The following is a 17,240-nucleotide window of genomic DNA, read 5'->3' as shown; positions in this document are numbered from 1 at the left end:
CGCCACCGACCCCGAGGAGGCCGGCCATGGGAACCGCCCGTGGATGATGACCGGAAGATCCGGTTCGAGGCCGTCTACAGACAGACGTACGACCGCATCCTGGGCTACGCCGTCCGCCGTTGCGACTCCCCCGAGGACGCCGCGGACGTGGTGGCCGAGACCTTCGCCATCGCCTGGCGGCGCGTGGACGCGCTGCCGCCAGGCGAGGAGGCCCGGTTGTGGCTCTACGGCGTCGCCAGGAACGTGCTGGCCAACCACCGCCGCGGCGAGCACCGCCGCCACGCCCATGCGGTGGCGTTCGACGCCGGTCTCGCCGAGCTGTACGCCCGCACCCCCTCGCCCGCCCACGACCTGCCCGCCGACCTGGAGGCGGTCGCTCAGGCGCTCGCCGTGCTGTCGGACGACGACCGCGAGCTGATCTCGCTGGTCGCCTGGGAGGGGCTGGACCACGGCGAGATCGCCGCCGTCCTGGGCTGCTCGCGCAACGCCGTGCGCATCCGGCTGCACCGGGCGCGCCGGCGGCTGACCAAGGCACTGGCCGCGGCCGGCGTTCCCGCAGGCCGCATCGTCATGGAGAGCGTATGAACGAGTTGACGCGCCTCGCGCGGGTGCGCGACGAGGAGCTGACCGGGCAGTCGTCCACCGAGGGGGCGCGGGCCCTGCTCGCCGCGATCACCGCCGGGCAGGTGGAGCCCGCTCCGGCCCGCCGTGCCCGCCGGCTAGGGACACCCGCCAGGCGGCTCCTGGCGGGGGCCGCCGCCACCGCCGTGCTCGCCGCCGGGGCGGTGCTCGGCCCGGGCCTGCTCGCCGGTCCCGGCGGCACCGCCGTCTACGCCAGCACCGAGCTGGACATCACCAGGGAGGGCGGCGAGTGGGTGGCCCGCGTCAAGGACGCCTACGCCCAGTACGACGCCTACACCCGGGGGTTCGCCGCCGTGGGCCTCGACGTGCACCTGCAGATCGTGCCGGCCGGGCCGAGCCGGGCCGGTGGCGTGGTGCAGATGGGGGTGGCGAGCGCGGGCGGCGCCACGCGAGGGAGCACGGCGATGAGGACCGACAGCGAGCCGTCGGGATGCGTCGTGGGGCGGGCTGGCTGTGTGCTGGTGATCAGGCTGCCGGTCACGTTCGAGGGGCGGGCCTGGGTCAAGCTCGGCCGGTCCGCGCGGCCGGGGGAGGCGTACGAGGCTCCGGGACGCGCGGACGCCAAGGGCGAGCCCCTGGAGGGCGTCGCGATCGGCGGGCGGACCGTGGGCGAGGTGAGCGCGGCGGCGCGGGCCCGTGGCCTGGAGGTCGTCTACCAGCTCATCACGCCGCGCCCGCACGGCGGTTTCTCGGCGCGGCCGGGAGAGGAGGCGTCGGGGGTGGGACCCGGCTGGTACGTCTGGGACGCCGAGTCCATCCGCGACGGCGCGGTCCGCCTCCTGGTGACGAAGGAGCACCTGGCGAGGAACCCGGTCCGCGGCGACGCGTTCCCTACGGAGTGAGCCCGGTGAAGGCGCCGGGGTGCCCTACGGAGTGAGCCCGGTGAAGGCGCCGGGGTGCCCTACGGGCTGAGCCCGGTGAAGACGGCGTGGCGCGCCTTCGCCGCGTCGCCCAGCAGGGGGCGGGCCGCCAGCCAGGCGGCCGCGCCGGCCGCGTCGCGGGCCGTGCCGACCGGCACGCCGGGCAGCCGCGCGGTCACGGCCGCGCGCACCGGGCCCTCGCTGGTCAGCACGCTGCCGGCGAGCACCACCGGGCCGGAGACGTGCACCCGGCGCAGCGTCGCGGCCAGCCGGTCGGCGGCGTCCTCGACGATCGTGACGGCCATCGGGTCGCCCGCCGCGGCGGCCCGGCTGACCAGCGCGGCGAGGGTGGCCAGCCGCATGTGGTCGGCCTGCGCCAGCCGGACGATCCGCGCGGCGACCGCGCGCGGCGTGTCCGGCCGCTCGGCGCCGAGGAAGTCGCGCGCGACCAGGGACACGAGCCGCTCCGCCGGGTCGTCCACGGCCGTGACCGGCAGGCCGCGGTCGAAGGCGTCGACCACGGCCATCGCCGCCGCGCGCCCGATCCAGAACCCGGAGCCCGCGTCGGCCAGCAGCCAGCCCATCGCGTCGGCGACGGCGTCGAGCCGGAACCCGGTGATCCTGGCCGCCGCCGCGCCGGTGCCGGACAGCAGCAGCGCCCCGTCGGGCTCGGCCGAGCCGGCGACGTACCCGATGAGCAGGTCGCCCTCGCACTGCGGCCCCTCGGCGACGCCGTGGTCGGCCCAGACCTTCGCCAGCTCCGGCGTCAGCTCGGGCACGTGCCCGGCGACCCCGGCCAGCGAGGCCGCCACCCGCCCGCTGTCGAGCCCGTCGAGCGCGGCCGACAGCGCGTCCCGGATGGCGGCCACCGCCTTGGCCATCCCGTGGGCGGTGGGGTTGCCCGCGCCGGCCCGCGCGTAGCCCACCCGTGTGCCGTCCAGCGTGTGCACGGCGACCCGGGTGGAGGTGGCTCCGGCGTCCACGCCGATCACCAGCGCTTCGCCCACTCCCGATTTCGTCACGGTCCGAGTCTGGGGGTTGACTACGCCGGTTAGCAAGAATAATTTTCGCCGCAAGGCCGGGTATTCGGAAGGAATATTCGTGACTTCAGGTGCGCTCGGACGCGTCGAGACAGAACTACCCGGTTTGCCGGAGGCGTTACGCCGGGTCGGCGAGGTGATACTCGGCGACCCCGCCGAGGCCGCGCGATCGACGATCATCGCGCTGGCCGAGCGGGCCGGCAGCTCGCCCGCGACCGTGACCAGGTTCTGCCGGGCCTTCGGCTTCTCCGGCTACGCCGAGCTGCGCGTGGCGCTCGCCACCGAGACCGGCCGGGCCGCCCAGGCGGGCTGGGGTGCGGGCGTGGGCCACGAGATCGGTCCCGACGACCCGCTCGACAGCGCCATCGAGGTCATGGCCGCCGCCGACACCCGCCTCATCCAGGACACCGCCGCCCAGCTCGACCTGGACACCGTGGCCAGGGTCGCCGACGCGATCGTGGCGGCTCCCCGGGTGCTCCTGGTCGGCGTCTCCACCAGCGGCGACGTCGCCAGGATGCTGGAGGGGCGGCTGCGCAGGATCGGCGTCCCCGGCTGGAGCGCGGGCGACGCCCACGTGGCCCTGGCCGAGGCGGCGCTGCTCAAGGAGGGCGACGTGGCGGTCGGCGTCAGCCACCGGGGCCGCACCCGCGAGGTCATGGAGGCGCTGGCCGAGGCGGGCAGCCACGGCGCGCTGACGGTCGCGGTCACCTCCTTCCCGCGCAGCCCGCTGGCCGAGCTGGCCGACCTGGTGCTGACCACCGCCAGCAGGGAGACGACGTTCCGGCTGGGCGGGCTGGCCGCCGTCCACTCGCAGGTCTTCGTGCTGGACGCCGTGTACGTGGCCGTCGCCCAGCGCACCTACGAGCGTACGAACGAGGCGTTCGAGCGCACGATCAGCGCCGTGGAGAGTCACCGGGTGGAGAGAGGCTGAATGTCGTACGTCAACGAGGTCCTGGAGCTGGCCCGGCGGGTCGCCGAGAGCCAGGCGGAGCCCGTCAGGCGCGCGGCCGCGCTGCTGGTGGCCGCGCTCAGGGCCGGCGGGGTGGTCCAGGCGTTCGGCTCGGGACACTCCGAGGCCATCGCCATGGAGATCGCCGGACGGGCCGGCGGCCTCGTCCCGAGCAACCGCCTCTCGCCCCGCGACCTGGTCCTGTACGGCGGCCACCCGCCGGGCGTGCTCACGCCCGAGCTGGAACGCGACCCCGCCGTCGCGCACGAGATCTACGCCCTCGCGCCGGTCGCGCCGGAGGACGTGTTCGTGCTGATCTCCAGCTCCGGCATCAACGGCGCGGTCGTCGAGCTGGCCAGGCTCGTCAAGGACCGCGGCCACCCCCTCATCGCCCTGACCTCGGTCGCGCACAGCACCGGGATGACCTCGCGCCACCCGTCAGGGGCCAAGCTCATGGACCTGGCCGACGTCGTGCTGGACAACGGCGCGCCGTACGGTGACGCGATCCTCGACCTGCCCGGCGGCGGCAGCTACGGCGCGGTGTCCACGATCACCTCGGCGCTGCTGGCGCAGCTGGTGGTCACCGAGGCGGTGGACGAGCTCGTCGCGCTGGGGGAGACGCCCCCGGTCTACCTGTCCGTGAACGTGACGGGCGGTGACGAGCACAACAAGGCCCTGGAGAGCCGCTACCAGGGCCGCATCAGACGCGGAGCGTGACGATCCGCGAATCGTAGGAAGTCAGGAGTAGTCGTTATGCCCACCCCCCATATCAGCAGGCGTGAACTCCTCCGTGGCGCGGCCCTCGTGCCCGTGGCCGGCGCGCTCGCCGCGTGCGCCACCCCCGCCGCGAAGCCCGCGGCGTCCGGCTCGGCCGCGCCGGTCGCGACCAGCGCCGCCAACCCGTTCGGCGTGGACGGCAAGAAGCCGCTGGAGGTGTGGATCTTCGACGGCGGCTTCGGCCAGGACTACGCCAAGAACATCCACCAGCCGCTGTTCGCCGCCAAGTACCCCGGCGCGCAGATCAAGCACAACGCGACCAAGGAGATCACCAAGGTCCTCCAGCCGCGCTTCGCCGGCGGCAACCCGCCCGACGTGATCGACAACTCCGGCGCCAACGCCATGGACTTCGGCGCGCTCGCCCAGGACTCCCAGCTCCAGGACCTCACGCCGCTGCTCGACGCGCCGAGCTGGGACGACCCCAACGTCAAGGTCCGCGACACGATCGACCAGGCCGTCATCGACCTCGGCACCTACGACGGCACCTTCAGCGTGCTCGGCTACGTCAACTACATCTTCGGCATCTGGTACTCCCAGAAGGCGTTCCGCGACAACGGCTGGGAGGCGCCCAAGACCTGGGACGAGTTCCTCAAGCTCTGCGAGACCATCAAGAAGTCCGGCAAGATGGCGCCCTTCACCTACGCCGGCAAGTTCCCCCAATACCTGTACGAGCCGCTGCTCACCACGGCCGCCAAGATCGGCGGCAACGAGGTCCTGGTCAACATCGACAACCTGGAGGACGGCGCCTGGACCAGCGAGGCCATGAAGACCGCGGCCACCGCCTGGGCCGAGATCGGCGCCAAATACCTCATGGAGGGCACCCCGGGCCTCGACCACGTCCAGACCCAGACCGCCCAGAACAAGTACAAGGTCGCCATGCTGCCCTCCGGCTCCTGGCTGGAAAACGAGCAGAAGACCACGACCCCGGCCGACTTCGAGTACGGCATGTTCCCCATCCCCGACATCACCGGCTCCGACGCGATGCCGTACGGCACCCTGCACAGCCAGCCGAGTGAGAACTTCATCGTCCCGTCCAAGTCGCCCAACCCGCAGGGCGGCATGGAGTACCTGCGCGCCATGCTGTCGAAGAAGGCGGCCGGCGACTTCAGCGAGCTGGTCAAGACGGTCTCGGTGGTCAAGGGCGCGGGCGACGGCCGTCAGCTCTCCCCGGGCGCGGCCAGCGCCACCAAGGCGTTCGCCGACGCCGGCCAGAACGTCGTCTACTACCGCTGGCAGACCTGGTACGCCCAGCTCAAGGACGAGGCCGTCGCCGCCACCGGCGAACTCATGACCGGCGGGCTCAAGCCGGAGGCCTACCTGGAGCGCCTGCAGAAGAAGGCCGACGAGCTCAAGAAGGACTCCTCGATCAAGAAGTACAAGCGCTGATGCTGTTCAACAGATATCGCCGAGGGCTGTTCATCACCGCGTTCCTGGCAGCCCCGGTGATTCTCTACCTGGTCTACGTGATCTCGCCGTACGCCCAGGCGTTCTACATCGCGATGACCGACTGGCGGGGCGTGACGGCCACGCCCGCCTTCATCGGCCTGGACAACTTCGTCCGGCTCTTCGGCGACGAGATCTTCTGGAAGGCCGTCACGCACAACGCGGCCCTGCTGGTGCTGCTGCCGCTGAGCACGATCGTCATCGCGCTGTTCTTCGCCTTCCTGCTCAACGTGGGCGGCGCGCAGGGCGTGACCGGCATCCGCGGGTCGAAGTTCTACCGGGTGGTGTTCTTCTTCCCGCAGGTGCTGGCCGTCGCCGTGGTGGCGGTGCTGTTCCAGCAGGTGTTCCGGCCGGACGGCAGCGGCATGCTCAACGGCCCGCTCATGGCGCTCGGCATGAAACCGATCGGGTTCCTGTCGGACCCGGACGTGGCGTTCTGGTCGGTGCTCGGCGTCATGGTGTGGCAGGCCGTCGGCTTCTACGTCGTGCTGTTCTCGGCGGGCCTGGCGAGCATCCCGCGTGACATGTTCGAGGCGGCGCAGATCGACGGCGCCGGCCGGGTCAGCCTCTTCTTCCGCATCACGCTCCCGCTGCTCTGGGACACCCTCCAGGTCGCCTGGGTCTACCTCGGCATCCTCGCCCTGGACGTGTTCGCGATCGTGTGGGTGATGACCGACCAGCACGGCGGCCCCGACTGGTCGACCACCGTCATGGCCGCCGAGATCTACCGCAACGCCTTCCAGTACTTCCGCTTCGGCTACGCCTCCGCGCTCGGCGTGATGATGTTCGTCTTCATCGTCGGGTTCTCCGTCCTGTCGCTGCGCCTGTCCAGGCGCGAACGAATCGAGTACTAGAGATGAGCACGACGACTTGGACGGTGGCGAACTCGCGCAGACTCGCCCGCGCGGAGCGCAGGCGGCGGCTCGGGCCGCTCAGCGTGCTCACGCACGTGGCGCTGCTGGTCTGGACGCTGCTGGTGATCGTGCCGATGGTGTGGACGTTCCTGGCCTCGGTCAAGAGCGAGGACGAGATCTTCGGCGACGCCTGGTCGCTGCCCGCCGCCCTGCGCTGGGACAACTTCGGGCGGGCCTGGGAGCAGGCGCACATCGGGCAGTACATGCTCAACAGCGTGGTCGTGGTGGCGTTCAGCACGTTCGGCACGATGCTCGTCGGGTCGATGGCGGCGTACGTGCTGGCCCGCTATCCCTTCCGCGGCAACCGGGCGATCTACCTGCTGTTCGTGTCCGGCCTGGCCTTCCCCGTCTACCTGGCGCTGACGCCGCTGTTCTTCGTCGTCCAGAACATGGGGAACCTGCCGGTCGTCGGGCCGTTCATCGGCCTCAACACGCACGCGGGGCTCGTGCTGGTGTACATCGCGTACTCGATGCCGTTCACCGTCTTCTTCCTGTCGGCCTTCTTCCGCACGCTGCCGGCGGCGGTGGGGGAGGCGGCCATGGTGGACGGGGCCTCGCACACGCGGGTGTTCTTCCAGATCATGCTGCCGATGGCGCGGCCGGGCATCGTCAGCATCACGATCTTCAACGTGCTGGGCCAGTGGAACCAGTACCAGCTCCCGCTGGTGCTGCTCCAGGAGCGGGACAAGTGGGTGCTCACCCAGGGCATCGCCGACATCTCGACCGCCGCCGGCTACGACCAGGACTGGTCGGCCCTGTTCGCCGCGCTGACCCTGGCCATCCTGCCGATGCTGGTCGTCTACACGGTCTTCCAGCGCCAGATCCAGGCTGGTTTGACGGCAGGTGCGGTGAAATAGGCCGGTCTGCGGGCAAATCGCTCGCGCGCCCGGCCCGTCCGGATCTAGGGTGCGGGGTGTGACTGGCGACATCCGCGCGTTGCTGGCCCGCCACCTCCCCGGCTACGAGGTCGGCTCCGTCCGCCCGCTCGGCCGGGGCCTCGACCACACCGTGCACGAGGTCAACGGCGAGCTGCTGATCAGGCTGCCCAAGACGGCCGACCCCGAGGCGCTCCGGCAGGAGGTGGACCTCCTGGCGGCCGTCGCCGGGCTGTCGCCGCTCCCGGTGCCCGAGGTCGTCTTCGCCGACGCCGAGGTGGGCGCCCTCGCCTACCGCAAGCTGCCCGGCGAGCCGCTCAACACGTCCCCGATGGAGCGGCCCGAACGGCTCGCCGAGCCGCTCGGGCGCTTCCTCGCGGCCCTGCACGCCGCCGACACCACCCGACTGGGCGAGCTCGCCCCGCTCGACCTCTACCCGGCCGCGACCCTGCTGGAGGAGGCCGAGCTCGACTACCGCGACGTCGAGCGGCACGTCCCCGGGGACCAGCGTCCCCTGGTCGAGCGGTTCCTGGCCGAGGAGCCGCCGGGCGAGCCCCGCTCGCTGCGCTTCTGCCACAACGACCTGGGCGCTGAGCACATCCTGGTGGACCCGGCCACGGGCGCGGTGACCGGCGTCATCGACTGGAGCGACGCCGCCGTCACCGATCCCGCGCACGACTTCGCCCGCCTCTACCGCGACCTCGGCCCCGAGGTCTTCGAGCTGCTCGTCGCCCACTACCCCGGCTCCCTGGACGAGGACGACCGCGCCCGCGTGCGCTTCTACGCCCGCTGCGCGCTGATCGAGGACCTCGCCTACGGCCTCAGCACCGGCCCCCGCCACTACGCCGACGCCGCCCTCGCCCATCTGCCCTGGACGTTCGCCTGACCCTCGCTCAGACCTCGGCGCGCAGGCGGCGGGCGGCCGCGACCACGTTGGCGAGCGCCGCCTCCACCTGCTCGTACGTCCGCGTCTTCAGCCCGCAGTCCGGGTTGACCCACACCCGGCCGGCCGGCAGCGCCCGCAACGTCCTGCGCAGCAGGTCCTCGACCTCCTCGGCCGAGGGCACCCGGGGCGAGTGGATGTCGTAGACGCCCGGCCCGAGCCCGCGCCCGAACCCCTCCACCGCGCCCAGGATGCGCGTCCCCGACCGGGCCGACTCGATGGTGGTCACGTCGGCGTCCAGCCCGTCGATCGCGGCCAGGATCTGGTCGGCGTCCGAATAGCACAGGTGCGTGTGGATCTGGGTGCTGTCGCCGACCCCCGACGTGGCCCTCCGGTACGCCGCCACCGCCCACTCCAGGTATTCCTCCTGGGCCGCCCGCCGCAGCGGCAGCAGCTCGCGCAGCGCCGGCTCGTCCACCTGGATGATCGGCACCCCGGCCGCCTCCAGGTCGGCCACCTCCTCCCTGACGGCCTCCGCGACCTGGAACACCACGTCGCGCAGCGGCAGGTCGTCGCGGCGGAACGACCAGGCCACGATCGTCACCGGCCCGGTCAGCATGCCCTTGACCGGCCGGTCCGTCAGCGACCGCGCGTACTCCGCCCACCGGACGGTGATCGGCGCCGGCCGGCGCACGTCGCCGTGCAGGATCGGCGGCCGGGTGCAGCGCGAGCCGTAGGACTGGACCCAGCCGTTCCTGGTGACCGCGAAGCCGTCGAGGCGCTCGGCGAAATACTGCACCATGTCGTTGCGCTCGGGCTCGCCGTGCACGAGCACGTCCAGGCCGAGCCGTTCCTGCAGCCGGATCGCCCGCTCGATCTCGGCGGCGACGCGCCGCTCGTAGGCGTCCTCGGCCAGGGTGCCCGCCGCGACGGCGGCGCGGGCCGCGCGCAGCTCCCCGGTCTGCGGGAACGAGCCGATCGTGGTGACCGGCAGCGGCGGCAGCCCGAGCCGCGCGGCCTGCGCCGCCGCCCGCACCGGGTACGGGGCCCGGCCCCCGGCGGGCGGCGGGTCCGCGAGCGCCACGGACGGGCCGCTCTCCTGGAAGCCGGCCGCGGGCAGGTCGTCCAGCGCCCCCGCGAGGGCCACGACCTCGGCCACCTTCTGGTCGGCGAAGGCGAGGCGGGCCCGCAGCCCCGGATCCAGCTCCGGCTCGTCCGCCACGTCGTGCGGCACGTGCAGCAGCGAGCACGACGTGCTCACCGCGACCCGCTCCGCCCCGGTCGCGGACAGGGCCGCCAGCGTGGCGAGCGCCCGCTCCGTCGGGGTCCGCCACACGTCCCGTCCGGACACCACGCCCGCGACCACGGTCTTGCCCGTGAGGTCGGCGGCGGGGACGCCGCCCCGCACCAGATCCAGGCCGATCGCCTCCACCGGCGTGGCCGCCAGCGCGGGCAGCGCCGCGCCCAGCTCCCCGAAGTACGACGCCACGAACAGCCGGGGCCGCGCCCGCACCGCGCCCAGCCGGTCGTAGGCGGCGCGCACGGCGGCCAGCTCCTCCGGCGTCCGGTCGGCCGCCAGCGCGGGCTCGTCGAGCTGCGCCCAGGCCACGCCCTCGGCGGCCAGCTCGCCCAGCAGCTCCTCGTAGAGGGGGAGCACGTCGTCCAGCCGGTCGAGCGCCCCGGCGAGCAGCACGAACGTCACCGGTCCCACGAACACGGGCCGGGTCTCGTAGCCGAGGGCGCGCGCCTCGCGGATCTCGCCGAGCGGCTTGGCGGCGTCCAGCTTGAGCGTGGTCTCCGGGCCGAGCTCGGGGACCAGGGAGTGGTAGTTCGTGTCGAACCACTTCGTCATCCGCAGCGGCGCGAGCCCGTCGGTGCCCCTGGCCATCGCGAAGTAGGGGTCGGCGGCCTCCCGGTAGCGCTCCGGCACCGCGCCCAGCAGCACCGCCGCGTCGAGCACGTGGTCGTACAGGGAGAACGTGTTGGACGGCAGCCCCTCCAGCCCCAGCCCGGCCAGCCGGTGCCAGGTCCGGGCGCGCAGCTCCGCCCCGGTCCGCTCCAGCTCGGCCCGCGTGCTGCGCCCGTCCCAGTACGACTCCAGCGCCCGCTTCAGCTCCCTGCGCGGCCCGATCCGCGGATATCCCAGCACGGTGGACGTCGGAAACGGCGTCATCTTGCCCTCGGCTTCCTCTTCTGCGTACGAGTGATCGCCGTGATCGTGCCGAGCCTGGGCCTGGTGGTGCACCATGGATCGATGCTGCTTATGCTCAGGGAGATCCACTGCTTCACGCGGGTCGCCGCCAGGCTGAGCTTCTCGGCCGCCGCCGCCGACCTGGGCATGTCGCAGCCGGCGATGAGCCAGGCCATCACCCGGCTGGAGCGCGCCTCCGGGGTCCGCCTCTTCGAGCGTTCGGCCCGCGAGGTACGCCTCACCGCCGCGGGCAAGGCCCTGCTGCCCTACGCCGAGCAGGCGCTGGAGTCGGTCGCCGCGTTCACCGCCGAGGCCGCCAGGCTCGCCCGCCCGATCATTCACCTGGCTTATCCACCGCTCGTCGGCACGCTCGCCGCCCGCGTCGTCCGCCGCCTGGCCGGGCGCACCCCGTCGATCGGGGTGGAGCTGCGGGCGGCCGGGCGTGCCGAGGCCGCGCGGGCGCTGGCGGCGGGCGAGGTCTCGGCGGCGATCCTGGCCACCCCGGCCCCGGCCGCGTTCGTCACGGCGGCCCGCTTCCACGTGACCGTCGACCACGTGGCGGTGCCGGCCGGGCACCGCCTGGCCGCCCGGCCCCGGCTGGCTCCTGACGACCTGGCGGGCCAGACCCTGCTCACCCCGTCCGCCCGCCCGTGGGCCGGGCTGCCCGGCCACGCGCGGCTGGTGCCCGACGACGACTTCGCCGCCGGGCTCGACCTGGTGGCGGCGGGCGCGGGCGTGCTGCCGATCCCGCAGCTCCTGGTCCGCGCCGTACGCAGGGACGACGTACGCTTCGTGCCGCTGGAGGCGGGGGAGCTGCGGATCACGTACGCGCTGGCGTGGTCGAGGGAACGGGTGACGCCCGAGCTCATGGCCCTGGTGCAGGCCGTCCAGGACGCCCTGTGGACCAGGTAGGGGGCCTGACCTCTCAGCCTTGCCGCACCTTGGCGTAGTGGCGGGCGGCGCGCGCCCGGTTGCCGCAGCCGGCTGAGCACCACTCGCGCCGCGTGGTGTCGCGGACGAAGTGCAGCACGCAGCCGGGGCCGTGGCAGGCGCGCAGCTCATGGCGGAGCGGCCCGGCGAACAGGACGACGGCCTCCTCGGCGAGCGCGGCGATCGCGGCCGCGACAGGGCGGCCCGCGGTGCGGACCGCCAGGTGGGGTTCCGGAGCAATGCGCAGCTCGTGCCAGCGCGGGGTGCGGCTCGCGTGACGGTTCAGTGCCTCGACGGCGGCGGGGTCGGGGTCACGGCCGTCGACGGCCGCGACGGCGAGGGCCCGGACGGCGTCCCTGACCTCCCTGGCGGCGTGCAGGTCGCCGTCGCTCACCTCGCGCAGGTCGGCGTCGGTGAGCGGGACCGCCAGGCGCGGGCGCAGGTCGCGCAGCCACGCGGCCAGGTGCTCGATGCTCTGCAGGCCGTCCTTGGGGCGGCCCCGCACCGCGTACGAGGTGTTGGCGAGTTCGATCGGCGGCGGTTCGCCGAGGAGCGGGGCGCCGCCGCCTGCGAGGTGAGCCACTTCCACTTTTCTAACGCTACCGGCGAGTTGACACCATGAGAAATCGTCTGCGATATTTCTAACGCTTGAAGCGGCAGTCAGCCGTTAGAAATCGCGCTCACTCTGGAGATTCCTCATGACCACGCCGGCCCTGCAGACCGGGCACGTCGCCCTGAACGTGACCGACCTGGCACGTTCCACCGCCTTCTACCGCCAGGTCTTCGGCTTCGACACCCTGGCCGAGCAGACCGACGGCGAGCGGAGGTTCGCCTTCCTCGGCCGCGACGGCAGCCTCGTCCTGACGCTGTGGCAGCAGAGCGGCGGCGCCTTCTCCGCGGATCGCCCCGGACTGCACCATCTGTCGTTCCAGGTGCCCGACATCGAGGCGGTCCGCCGCCACGAGGCCGTCCTGCGTGACCTCGGCGTGCGGTTCGCCTACGACGGGGTCGTCCCGCACGGCGAGGGCGCGTCCTCCGGCGGCGTCTTCTTCACCGACCCGGACGGCATCCGCCTGGAGATCTACGCGCCGACCGGCGCCGAGACCGCAGCGGCCCCCGTCCAGGGCGCCCCCACCTGCGGCTTCTTCTAGGAGTTCACGTGTTCCATCGAGGCGAGCACGCCGTGCAGCGCCGCGCCGGTCTCACCGCCGACGACTGGGGGTCGGCGGGCGTGGGCACGACCGTCCCCCAGGTGGCCGCGGATTTCCTGGGGCAGCAGCGCCTGGTGGTCGTCGCGGCCGCGGACGAGACGGGCGCCGCGTGGGCCGGCGCGCTCGCCGGCCCGCCGGGGTTCGTCACCGCGCCCGACGACCGCACCGTCGTCGCCGACCGCCTGCCCGGAGAACCGCTCGCCGGCCTCTTCGGCGCCGAACGGCCGGTCGGCCTGATCGCGATCGAGCCGGCCACCCGGAGGCGGATGCGGGTCAACGGCCGCGCCCACGACGACGGCGGCCGCCTGGTGCTCCACACCGAGCAGGTGTATGCGAACTGCCCGAAGTACATCCAGACCCGCGCCTACGTCGCCGACGCCCCCTCGACCGGAAGGTCGGTGCTCGTCAGCGACGCGCTCGCCGCCGAGCACCGGCGGTGGATCGCCGAAGCCGACACGTTCTTCGTGGCCACGTACGCGGCCGGGCTGGGCGTGGACGCCTCCCACCGGGGCGGCAACCCCGGTTTCGTCACCGTGACCGGCGACCGGCGGCTGACCTGGCCCGACTACGCCGGCAACGCGATGTACATGACGTTGGGCAACCTCGCAATCGAACCGCGCTGCGGGCTGCTCTTCCTCGACTGGGAGAACGGCCACACCCTGCATCTGACCGGCCGCGCCCGCGTGGACTGGGACACCGGCAGGGCGGCCGCCGTGCCGGGCGCGCAGCGCCTGGTCGACTTCGACGTCGAGAAGGTCGTCCACATCGCCGGCGACGTCCCCCAACGGTGGTCGTTCGGCAAGTACTCCCGCTTCAACCCCAGCTGAGAGGCGACCATGCACGTCCGTGTCGACAGGACCCTGTGCCAGACCCACGCCCAATGCGTCTTCGCCGCCCCGGAGGTGTTCGCCCTCGACGACGATGACGAGCTGGTGTACGACGCCGCACCGGCCGACGTGTCGTGGCCCGCCGTCGAGCAGGCCGCCCGGGCGTGCCCCGTACAGGCCGTCCTCCTGGACGGGGACTGACCCGTGCGCCGCGTCAGCCGCCGACGCCGCCCTCCGGGCCCTCCTCCATCACGGGCCCGCCGGGGACGACCTCGCAGGGCGCCACCGGGCCGGTCGCGACCCGGTAGCGGGCGCTGAACATGCGGTTCTCTCCCTGTTCCTCGTACCACATGGTGTAGACGAACGTCTGCCCCGGCCCGATCTGCTCCGGATGCAGCCTCCAGTAGTCGTCCTCGCCTTCGGCCGGCGGGTCGCTGGTGAGCAGGGCGGGGTTGTCGGGAAGGTACGTGCCCCGGGGCTCCCTGCAGTCCTGGCCGGTGGGCAGGAAGGTGACGTCCGCCTGAACGCCGAGGTCGTGCAACCGGCGTTCGATCACCTCGGGATGCCGGTAGTCCGTGATGTAGAGCTTGATGGACCCGTCAGGTTCGCGGATCACCGCGTTCGCCGGGACGGCGCCCTGGCCCAGCGTCACGGGGACGCCGACCGCCAGGGCGGCGGCGACCGCGGTCGCCAGGACGGCGAGGCCCAGCCGGCGACGGCGCGAGCGCACCGGCTGTTCGATCACGGTCATCAGATGGGCCTTCCTGAGCGCGTGCCGGGCCGCGGGAAGGTCGCGTTCCGCCGGTGGCCGGAGGTCGGTCACAGCTCCTCTCCCTTCTTGCGGAGCGCCGAGAGACGCTCACTCCATCCGTGTCCGGGCCGTGGCCGGGGTTCCTTCTCCAGGAGGTCCTTCAGGCGGCTCCGCGCCCGCGACAGCCGCGACCGCACGGTGCCCACCGGGACCCCCAGGGCCACGGCCGCTTCCTCGTAGGTCAGCTCCGACCAGACGCACAGGGCCAGGACCTCGCGGTCCGCCTGCGGCAGCCGGTCCACCAGCGCCAGGATCGCGCGCATCCGGCGCTCGCCGTCGAGCCGTCCGGCGACGTCCTCGGCCGGGTCGGGCTCGTACGCCTGGGCGGGAAGCCGTTCCAGCGCCGCCCGGTGGCGGCGCAGCGACCGGTGCCGGTTGCGCAGCACGTTGTTGGCCACGCCGAGCAGCCAGGGGAGCGCGCTCTCGCGATGGATCCGCACCTCGCCGCGCCGCCGCCACGCCTCCAGGAACACCACCGAGGTGAGGTCCTCGGCTGCCGACCAGTCCGCGGTGCGGCGGAAGCAGTGGTTGTAGACGTCGCGCGCGTACCTGTCGAACAAGGCGCCGAAGGCCTCGCCGCTCCCTTCGGCCGCGCGGGACCATAATTCGAGATCAGTGCTCACGACTCGTCCGTGTCCGCACGCCGGCGCGGGTTCCGTGCGATCGGCGTCAGAGGACGGTGATGCCCCGGGCGGCGAGGATGGCGTTGGCCTGGGTCTGGTTGATCACCGCGCCCGCGAAGGCGCGCAGCTTGGCGTCGTCGGGCTGTCCGAGGTCGGCGCCCCGCAGGTCGGCCTTGGCGAACGTGGTGCCGAGCAGCCGGGTGCCGATGAAGCGGCAGTCGCTGAAGGTGGCGCCGGTGAAGTCGCAGCCCGACAGGTCGGCGTCGTCGAAGCGCACGCCCTCGACCAGCTCGCCCCGCAGCGAGCAGCCGCCGAGGTTGGCGAGGGTGAGGTTGGAGCGGGACAGCCGGAAGCCGGTGCCGCGCGAGGCGGTCAGCGAGGCGCCGATCATGCGGCAGCCGGTGAAGGAGGCGTCGGTGAGCAGCGCCCCGGCGAACTGGGCCGAGGACAGGTCGACGTCGGTGAAGGCGGCGTCGATGAGGTCGGCGTCGTTGAAGCGGACCCGCATCCCGCCTCCGCCGGTGAACACCGCCCCGTCGAGGTCGGCCCGGCGGAAGTCGGTCTGGTCGAGCACGCACGCCTCGAAGACGGCCCCGCCCAGCGAGGCGCCCCACAGGTCGGTCTCGGTGAGGTCGCAGCCGCGGAAGACGTGCGGCTCGCCGGGCGGCAGCCGCTCGCTCAGCGCCTTGCGTGAGAGGTCCTCGCCGTCGAACTCCACGGCTCAGAGCCTACCGGTCAGCACCTCCGCCGCCGCCTGGCCGCAGACCCGGGCCGAGCCGTACGTGGCGACGTGCGCCGCGCCGAGGTCCGCCCGCGCGGGCAGGCCCATCTCGACCACGACCGCGTCCGGGCGGGCGCTCAGCAGGTGCCGCAGCGCCTCGCCCTGCCAGGCGTAGCGGTGCGCGTCGCGGACCGCGATCACCAGCGGGCGGCCGGTCGCCGCGCCGAGCAGGCGCTCCAGCGCCGGGCCCGTCGCCTCGGCGGCGGTCAGCCTGGCGACGGTGGTGCCGGGCAGCAGGCGCGACAGCGGCTCGCCGACGCCCCACGGGGTGTTCTTGTCGATGGCGAGGTTCATCTCGGGCGCCAGCTCCACGACGGACGCCGGGCCGGACAGCGGCAGCACCGGGGCGGCGGAGCGGCGGGTCACCCGCACGGCCCGCCGCGCCGCGACCAGCCCAAGCCCACCGTCCCCTGAGTCGGTCCCGGTCGCCGTAGAGCCGCCCGTAGAGCTGCCCGTAGAGCCGCCCGAGGAGGCGGCGGCCCAGGTCGCCAGCTCGCGGACCCGGCGTGCGGCGTCGGCCAGCCGCTCCTCGGGCAGCAGTCCGTCGGCCACGGCGGCGGCGATGGCGTCGCGGATCTCCACGGCCGTCCCCTCGTCGGCCCGCTCGCCGCCCACGCAGATCGCGTCCGCCCCGGCGGCGATGGCGCGGGCGGCGGCGCCCCCGATGCCGTACGCCTCCGACACCGCCGCCATCTCGATGCCGTCCGTGATGATCACGCCGTCGAAGCCCAGCTCCTCGCGGAGCAGCCCGGTGAGCACCTTGGGGCTGAGCGTGGCGGGCAGCTCGGCGTCGTACGCCGGCACCAGCAGATGCCCCGTCATCACCGTCCTGACGCCCTCCTTGATCGCCTCGCGGAAGGGCAGCAGCGCGTCCTCGAAGCCGTCCCCGGCGACCACGGGCACGCCGTGGTGCGAGTCCACGGAGGTGTCGCCGTGCCCGGGGAAGTGCTTGGCGCAGGCCGCCACGCCCGCCGACTGGAGGCCCCGGACGAACGCCCGGGTGTGCCGGGCGACCAGCTCGGGCTCCGCGCCGAACGCCCGCAGCCCGATGACCGGGTTGTCCGGGTTGGAGTTGACGTCGGCGGACGGCGCGAAGTCGACGGTGATCCCGGCCCGCGCCAGGTCCGCGCCGAGGTCGCGGGCGACGGCCTCGGTCAGGGCCACGTCGTCCACGACGCCGAGCGCGTACGCGCCGGGCCGGCTGCTGCCGCCGGCCACCTCCAGGCGGGTGACCTCGCCCGACTCCTCGTCGACGCCGACGAGCACCAGGGGGTTCTCGGCGCGCAGCGCGGCCGTGAGCGCGGCGAGCTGGCCGGGGTCCGCGATGTTGCGCGTGAACAGCGCCACCCCCGCCAGCCCCTCGCCGAGCCTGCGGCGGATCCAGTCGGGTGGCGTCCGCCCGGCGAAGCCCGGGAAGAGGACGGCGTCGGCGAGGCGCAGCAGGTCACCGCTCTGTGGCATGCCTCCGAATCTAATAGGAAAG

General features: G+C 73.4%; 19 protein-coding genes. 12 read left to right on the top strand and 7 right to left on the bottom strand.

What is annotated here, in order from left to right; translation table 11 throughout:
* Positions 1-39: 39 nt before the first annotated feature.
* Together ACBR40_RS43320 and ACBR40_RS43315 are read left to right on the top strand one after the other, a co-directional pair.
* Entirely contained in the window at positions 40-585 is a 546-nt protein-coding gene (locus ACBR40_RS43320; protein ID WP_371252501.1) for an RNA polymerase sigma factor, read from the top strand.
* Positions 582-1,484 carry a hypothetical protein gene (locus ACBR40_RS43315; protein ID WP_371252500.1) on the top strand — a complete coding sequence of 301 codons (903 nt, stop codon included), beginning with the start codon at positions 582-584 and terminating at the stop codon, positions 1,482-1,484. The genes ACBR40_RS43320 and ACBR40_RS43315 overlap by 4 nt, the downstream gene beginning before the upstream one ends.
* Positions 1,485-1,543: 59 nt before the next feature.
* Here ACBR40_RS43315 and ACBR40_RS43310 read toward each other — a convergent pair whose 3' ends face one another.
* On the bottom strand, positions 1,544-2,524 hold the full coding sequence (locus ACBR40_RS43310) for an N-acetylglucosamine kinase (RefSeq protein ID WP_371252499.1): 981 nt from the start codon (positions 2,522-2,524) through the stop codon (positions 1,544-1,546).
* Between the two features lie 79 nt (positions 2,525-2,603).
* Here ACBR40_RS43310 and ACBR40_RS43305 point away from each other — a divergent pair, with 79 nt between their 5' ends.
* Genes ACBR40_RS43305 through ACBR40_RS43280 form a run of 6 tightly spaced genes read left to right on the top strand, consistent with a single transcriptional unit; the run spans position 2,604 to position 8,386 of the window.
* Positions 2,604-3,473 (top strand): MurR/RpiR family transcriptional regulator, encoded by an 870-nt coding sequence (locus ACBR40_RS43305; protein WP_091092422.1) that lies wholly within the window; start codon positions 2,604-2,606, stop codon positions 3,471-3,473.
* Positions 3,474-4,208, top strand: coding sequence for a sugar isomerase domain-containing protein (locus ACBR40_RS43300; protein WP_371252498.1), 735 nt, complete (start codon positions 3,474-3,476; stop codon positions 4,206-4,208).
* 36 nt (positions 4,209-4,244) lie between these two features.
* Positions 4,245-5,654: an N-acetylglucosamine/diacetylchitobiose ABC transporter substrate-binding protein gene (ngcE, locus tag ACBR40_RS43295; protein ID WP_371252497.1), complete on the top strand. Its 1,410-nt coding sequence runs from the start codon at positions 4,245-4,247 to the stop codon at positions 5,652-5,654.
* Positions 5,654-6,565: a sugar ABC transporter permease gene (locus tag ACBR40_RS43290; RefSeq protein WP_364450447.1), complete on the top strand. Its 912-nt coding sequence runs from the start codon at positions 5,654-5,656 to the stop codon at positions 6,563-6,565. Before ngcE ends, ACBR40_RS43290 begins: the two co-directional genes overlap by 1 nt.
* Positions 6,566-6,567: 2 nt before the next feature.
* Positions 6,568-7,482, top strand: coding sequence for a carbohydrate ABC transporter permease (locus tag ACBR40_RS43285; protein ID WP_344205138.1), 915 nt, complete (start codon positions 6,568-6,570; stop codon positions 7,480-7,482).
* 58 nt (positions 7,483-7,540) lie between these two features.
* The gene (locus ACBR40_RS43280; RefSeq protein WP_371252496.1) at positions 7,541-8,386 is read left to right on the top strand and encodes a phosphotransferase family protein; all 846 of its coding nucleotides are present in this window, start codon (positions 7,541-7,543) and stop codon (positions 8,384-8,386) included.
* A 7-nt stretch (positions 8,387-8,393) separates the two neighbouring features.
* Here ACBR40_RS43280 and metE read toward each other — a convergent pair whose 3' ends face one another.
* Positions 8,394-10,556, bottom strand: coding sequence for a 5-methyltetrahydropteroyltriglutamate--homocysteine S-methyltransferase (gene metE / locus ACBR40_RS43275; RefSeq protein ID WP_371252495.1), 2,163 nt, complete (start codon positions 10,554-10,556; stop codon positions 8,394-8,396).
* 81 nt (positions 10,557-10,637) lie between these two features.
* Here metE and ACBR40_RS43270 point away from each other — a divergent pair, with 81 nt between their 5' ends.
* Positions 10,638-11,486, top strand: a complete 849-nt coding sequence (locus ACBR40_RS43270) for a LysR family transcriptional regulator (protein ID WP_344205134.1) — start codon at positions 10,638-10,640, stop codon at positions 11,484-11,486.
* A gap of 13 nt (positions 11,487-11,499) precedes the next feature.
* Here the strand turns inward: ACBR40_RS43270 and ACBR40_RS43265 are convergent, their stop codons facing one another.
* Positions 11,500-12,087, bottom strand: coding sequence for a CGNR zinc finger domain-containing protein (locus ACBR40_RS43265; RefSeq protein ID WP_344205133.1), 588 nt, complete (start codon positions 12,085-12,087; stop codon positions 11,500-11,502).
* Between the two features lie 115 nt (positions 12,088-12,202).
* Here ACBR40_RS43265 and ACBR40_RS43260 point away from each other — a divergent pair, with 115 nt between their 5' ends.
* The 3 genes from ACBR40_RS43260 to ACBR40_RS43250 are packed head-to-tail and all read left to right on the top strand — an operon-like array spanning position 12,203 to position 13,743.
* Entirely contained in the window at positions 12,203-12,655 is a 453-nt protein-coding gene (locus tag ACBR40_RS43260; RefSeq protein WP_371252494.1) for a VOC family protein, read from the top strand.
* Between the two features lie 8 nt (positions 12,656-12,663).
* Entirely contained in the window at positions 12,664-13,542 is an 879-nt protein-coding gene (locus tag ACBR40_RS43255; RefSeq protein ID WP_371252493.1) for a pyridoxamine 5'-phosphate oxidase family protein, read from the top strand.
* 9 nt (positions 13,543-13,551) lie between these two features.
* Positions 13,552-13,743, top strand: a complete 192-nt coding sequence (locus tag ACBR40_RS43250; RefSeq protein ID WP_371252492.1) for a ferredoxin — start codon at positions 13,552-13,554, stop codon at positions 13,741-13,743.
* Positions 13,744-13,756: 13 nt separating this feature from the next.
* On the opposite strand, the gene ACBR40_RS43245 is transcribed toward ACBR40_RS43250, so the two are convergent.
* The 4 genes from ACBR40_RS43245 to ACBR40_RS43230 are packed head-to-tail and all read right to left on the bottom strand — an operon-like array spanning position 13,757 to position 17,218.
* Positions 13,757-14,365 carry a hypothetical protein gene (locus ACBR40_RS43245; protein WP_371252491.1) on the bottom strand — a complete coding sequence of 203 codons (609 nt, stop codon included), beginning with the start codon at positions 14,363-14,365 and terminating at the stop codon, positions 13,757-13,759.
* Positions 14,362-14,976 (bottom strand): RNA polymerase sigma factor, encoded by a 615-nt coding sequence (locus ACBR40_RS43240; protein WP_371252490.1) that lies wholly within the window; start codon positions 14,974-14,976, stop codon positions 14,362-14,364. The genes ACBR40_RS43245 and ACBR40_RS43240 overlap by 4 nt, the downstream gene beginning before the upstream one ends.
* 46 nt (positions 14,977-15,022) lie before the next feature.
* Positions 15,023-15,694: a pentapeptide repeat-containing protein gene (locus ACBR40_RS43235; RefSeq protein ID WP_364450474.1), complete on the bottom strand. Its 672-nt coding sequence runs from the start codon at positions 15,692-15,694 to the stop codon at positions 15,023-15,025.
* A 3-nt stretch (positions 15,695-15,697) separates the two neighbouring features.
* Positions 15,698-17,218: a glycoside hydrolase family 3 protein gene (locus ACBR40_RS43230; protein WP_371252489.1), complete on the bottom strand. Its 1,521-nt coding sequence runs from the start codon at positions 17,216-17,218 to the stop codon at positions 15,698-15,700.
* Positions 17,219-17,240: the final 22 nt, after the last annotated feature.

It is taken from the genome of Nonomuraea sp. AD125B, from assembly GCF_041402765.1.
Lineage (GTDB): Bacteria > Actinomycetota > Actinomycetes > Streptosporangiales > Streptosporangiaceae > Nonomuraea > Nonomuraea bangladeshensis.
Note: the sequence above shows the minus strand (reverse complement) of the source record. Positions and strands in the feature narration are given on the sequence as shown.

Bases quoted from the DNA above. Each gene is read 5' to 3' on its own strand.
- ACBR40_RS43285 (WP_344205138.1), top strand. From the start codon at position 6,568: ATGAGCACGACGACTTGGACGGTGGCGAACTCGCGCAGACTCGCCCGC.
- ngcE (WP_371252497.1), top strand. From the start codon at position 4,245: ATGCCCACCCCCCATATCAGCAGGCGTGAACTCCTCCGTGGCGCGGCC.
- ACBR40_RS43290 (WP_364450447.1), top strand. From the start codon at position 5,654: ATGCTGTTCAACAGATATCGCCGAGGGCTGTTCATCACCGCGTTCCTG.
- ACBR40_RS43230 (WP_371252489.1), bottom strand. From the start codon at position 17,218: ATGCCACAGAGCGGTGACCTGCTGCGCCTCGCCGACGCCGTCCTCTTC.
- metE (WP_371252495.1), bottom strand. From the start codon at position 10,556: ATGACGCCGTTTCCGACGTCCACCGTGCTGGGATATCCGCGGATCGGG.
- ACBR40_RS43300 (WP_371252498.1), top strand. From the start codon at position 3,474: ATGTCGTACGTCAACGAGGTCCTGGAGCTGGCCCGGCGGGTCGCCGAG.
- ACBR40_RS43250 (WP_371252492.1), top strand. From the start codon at position 13,552: ATGCACGTCCGTGTCGACAGGACCCTGTGCCAGACCCACGCCCAATGC.
- ACBR40_RS43260 (WP_371252494.1), top strand. From the start codon at position 12,203: ATGACCACGCCGGCCCTGCAGACCGGGCACGTCGCCCTGAACGTGACC.
- ACBR40_RS43315 (WP_371252500.1), top strand. From the start codon at position 582: ATGAACGAGTTGACGCGCCTCGCGCGGGTGCGCGACGAGGAGCTGACC.
- ACBR40_RS43270 (WP_344205134.1), top strand. From the start codon at position 10,638: ATGCTGCTTATGCTCAGGGAGATCCACTGCTTCACGCGGGTCGCCGCC.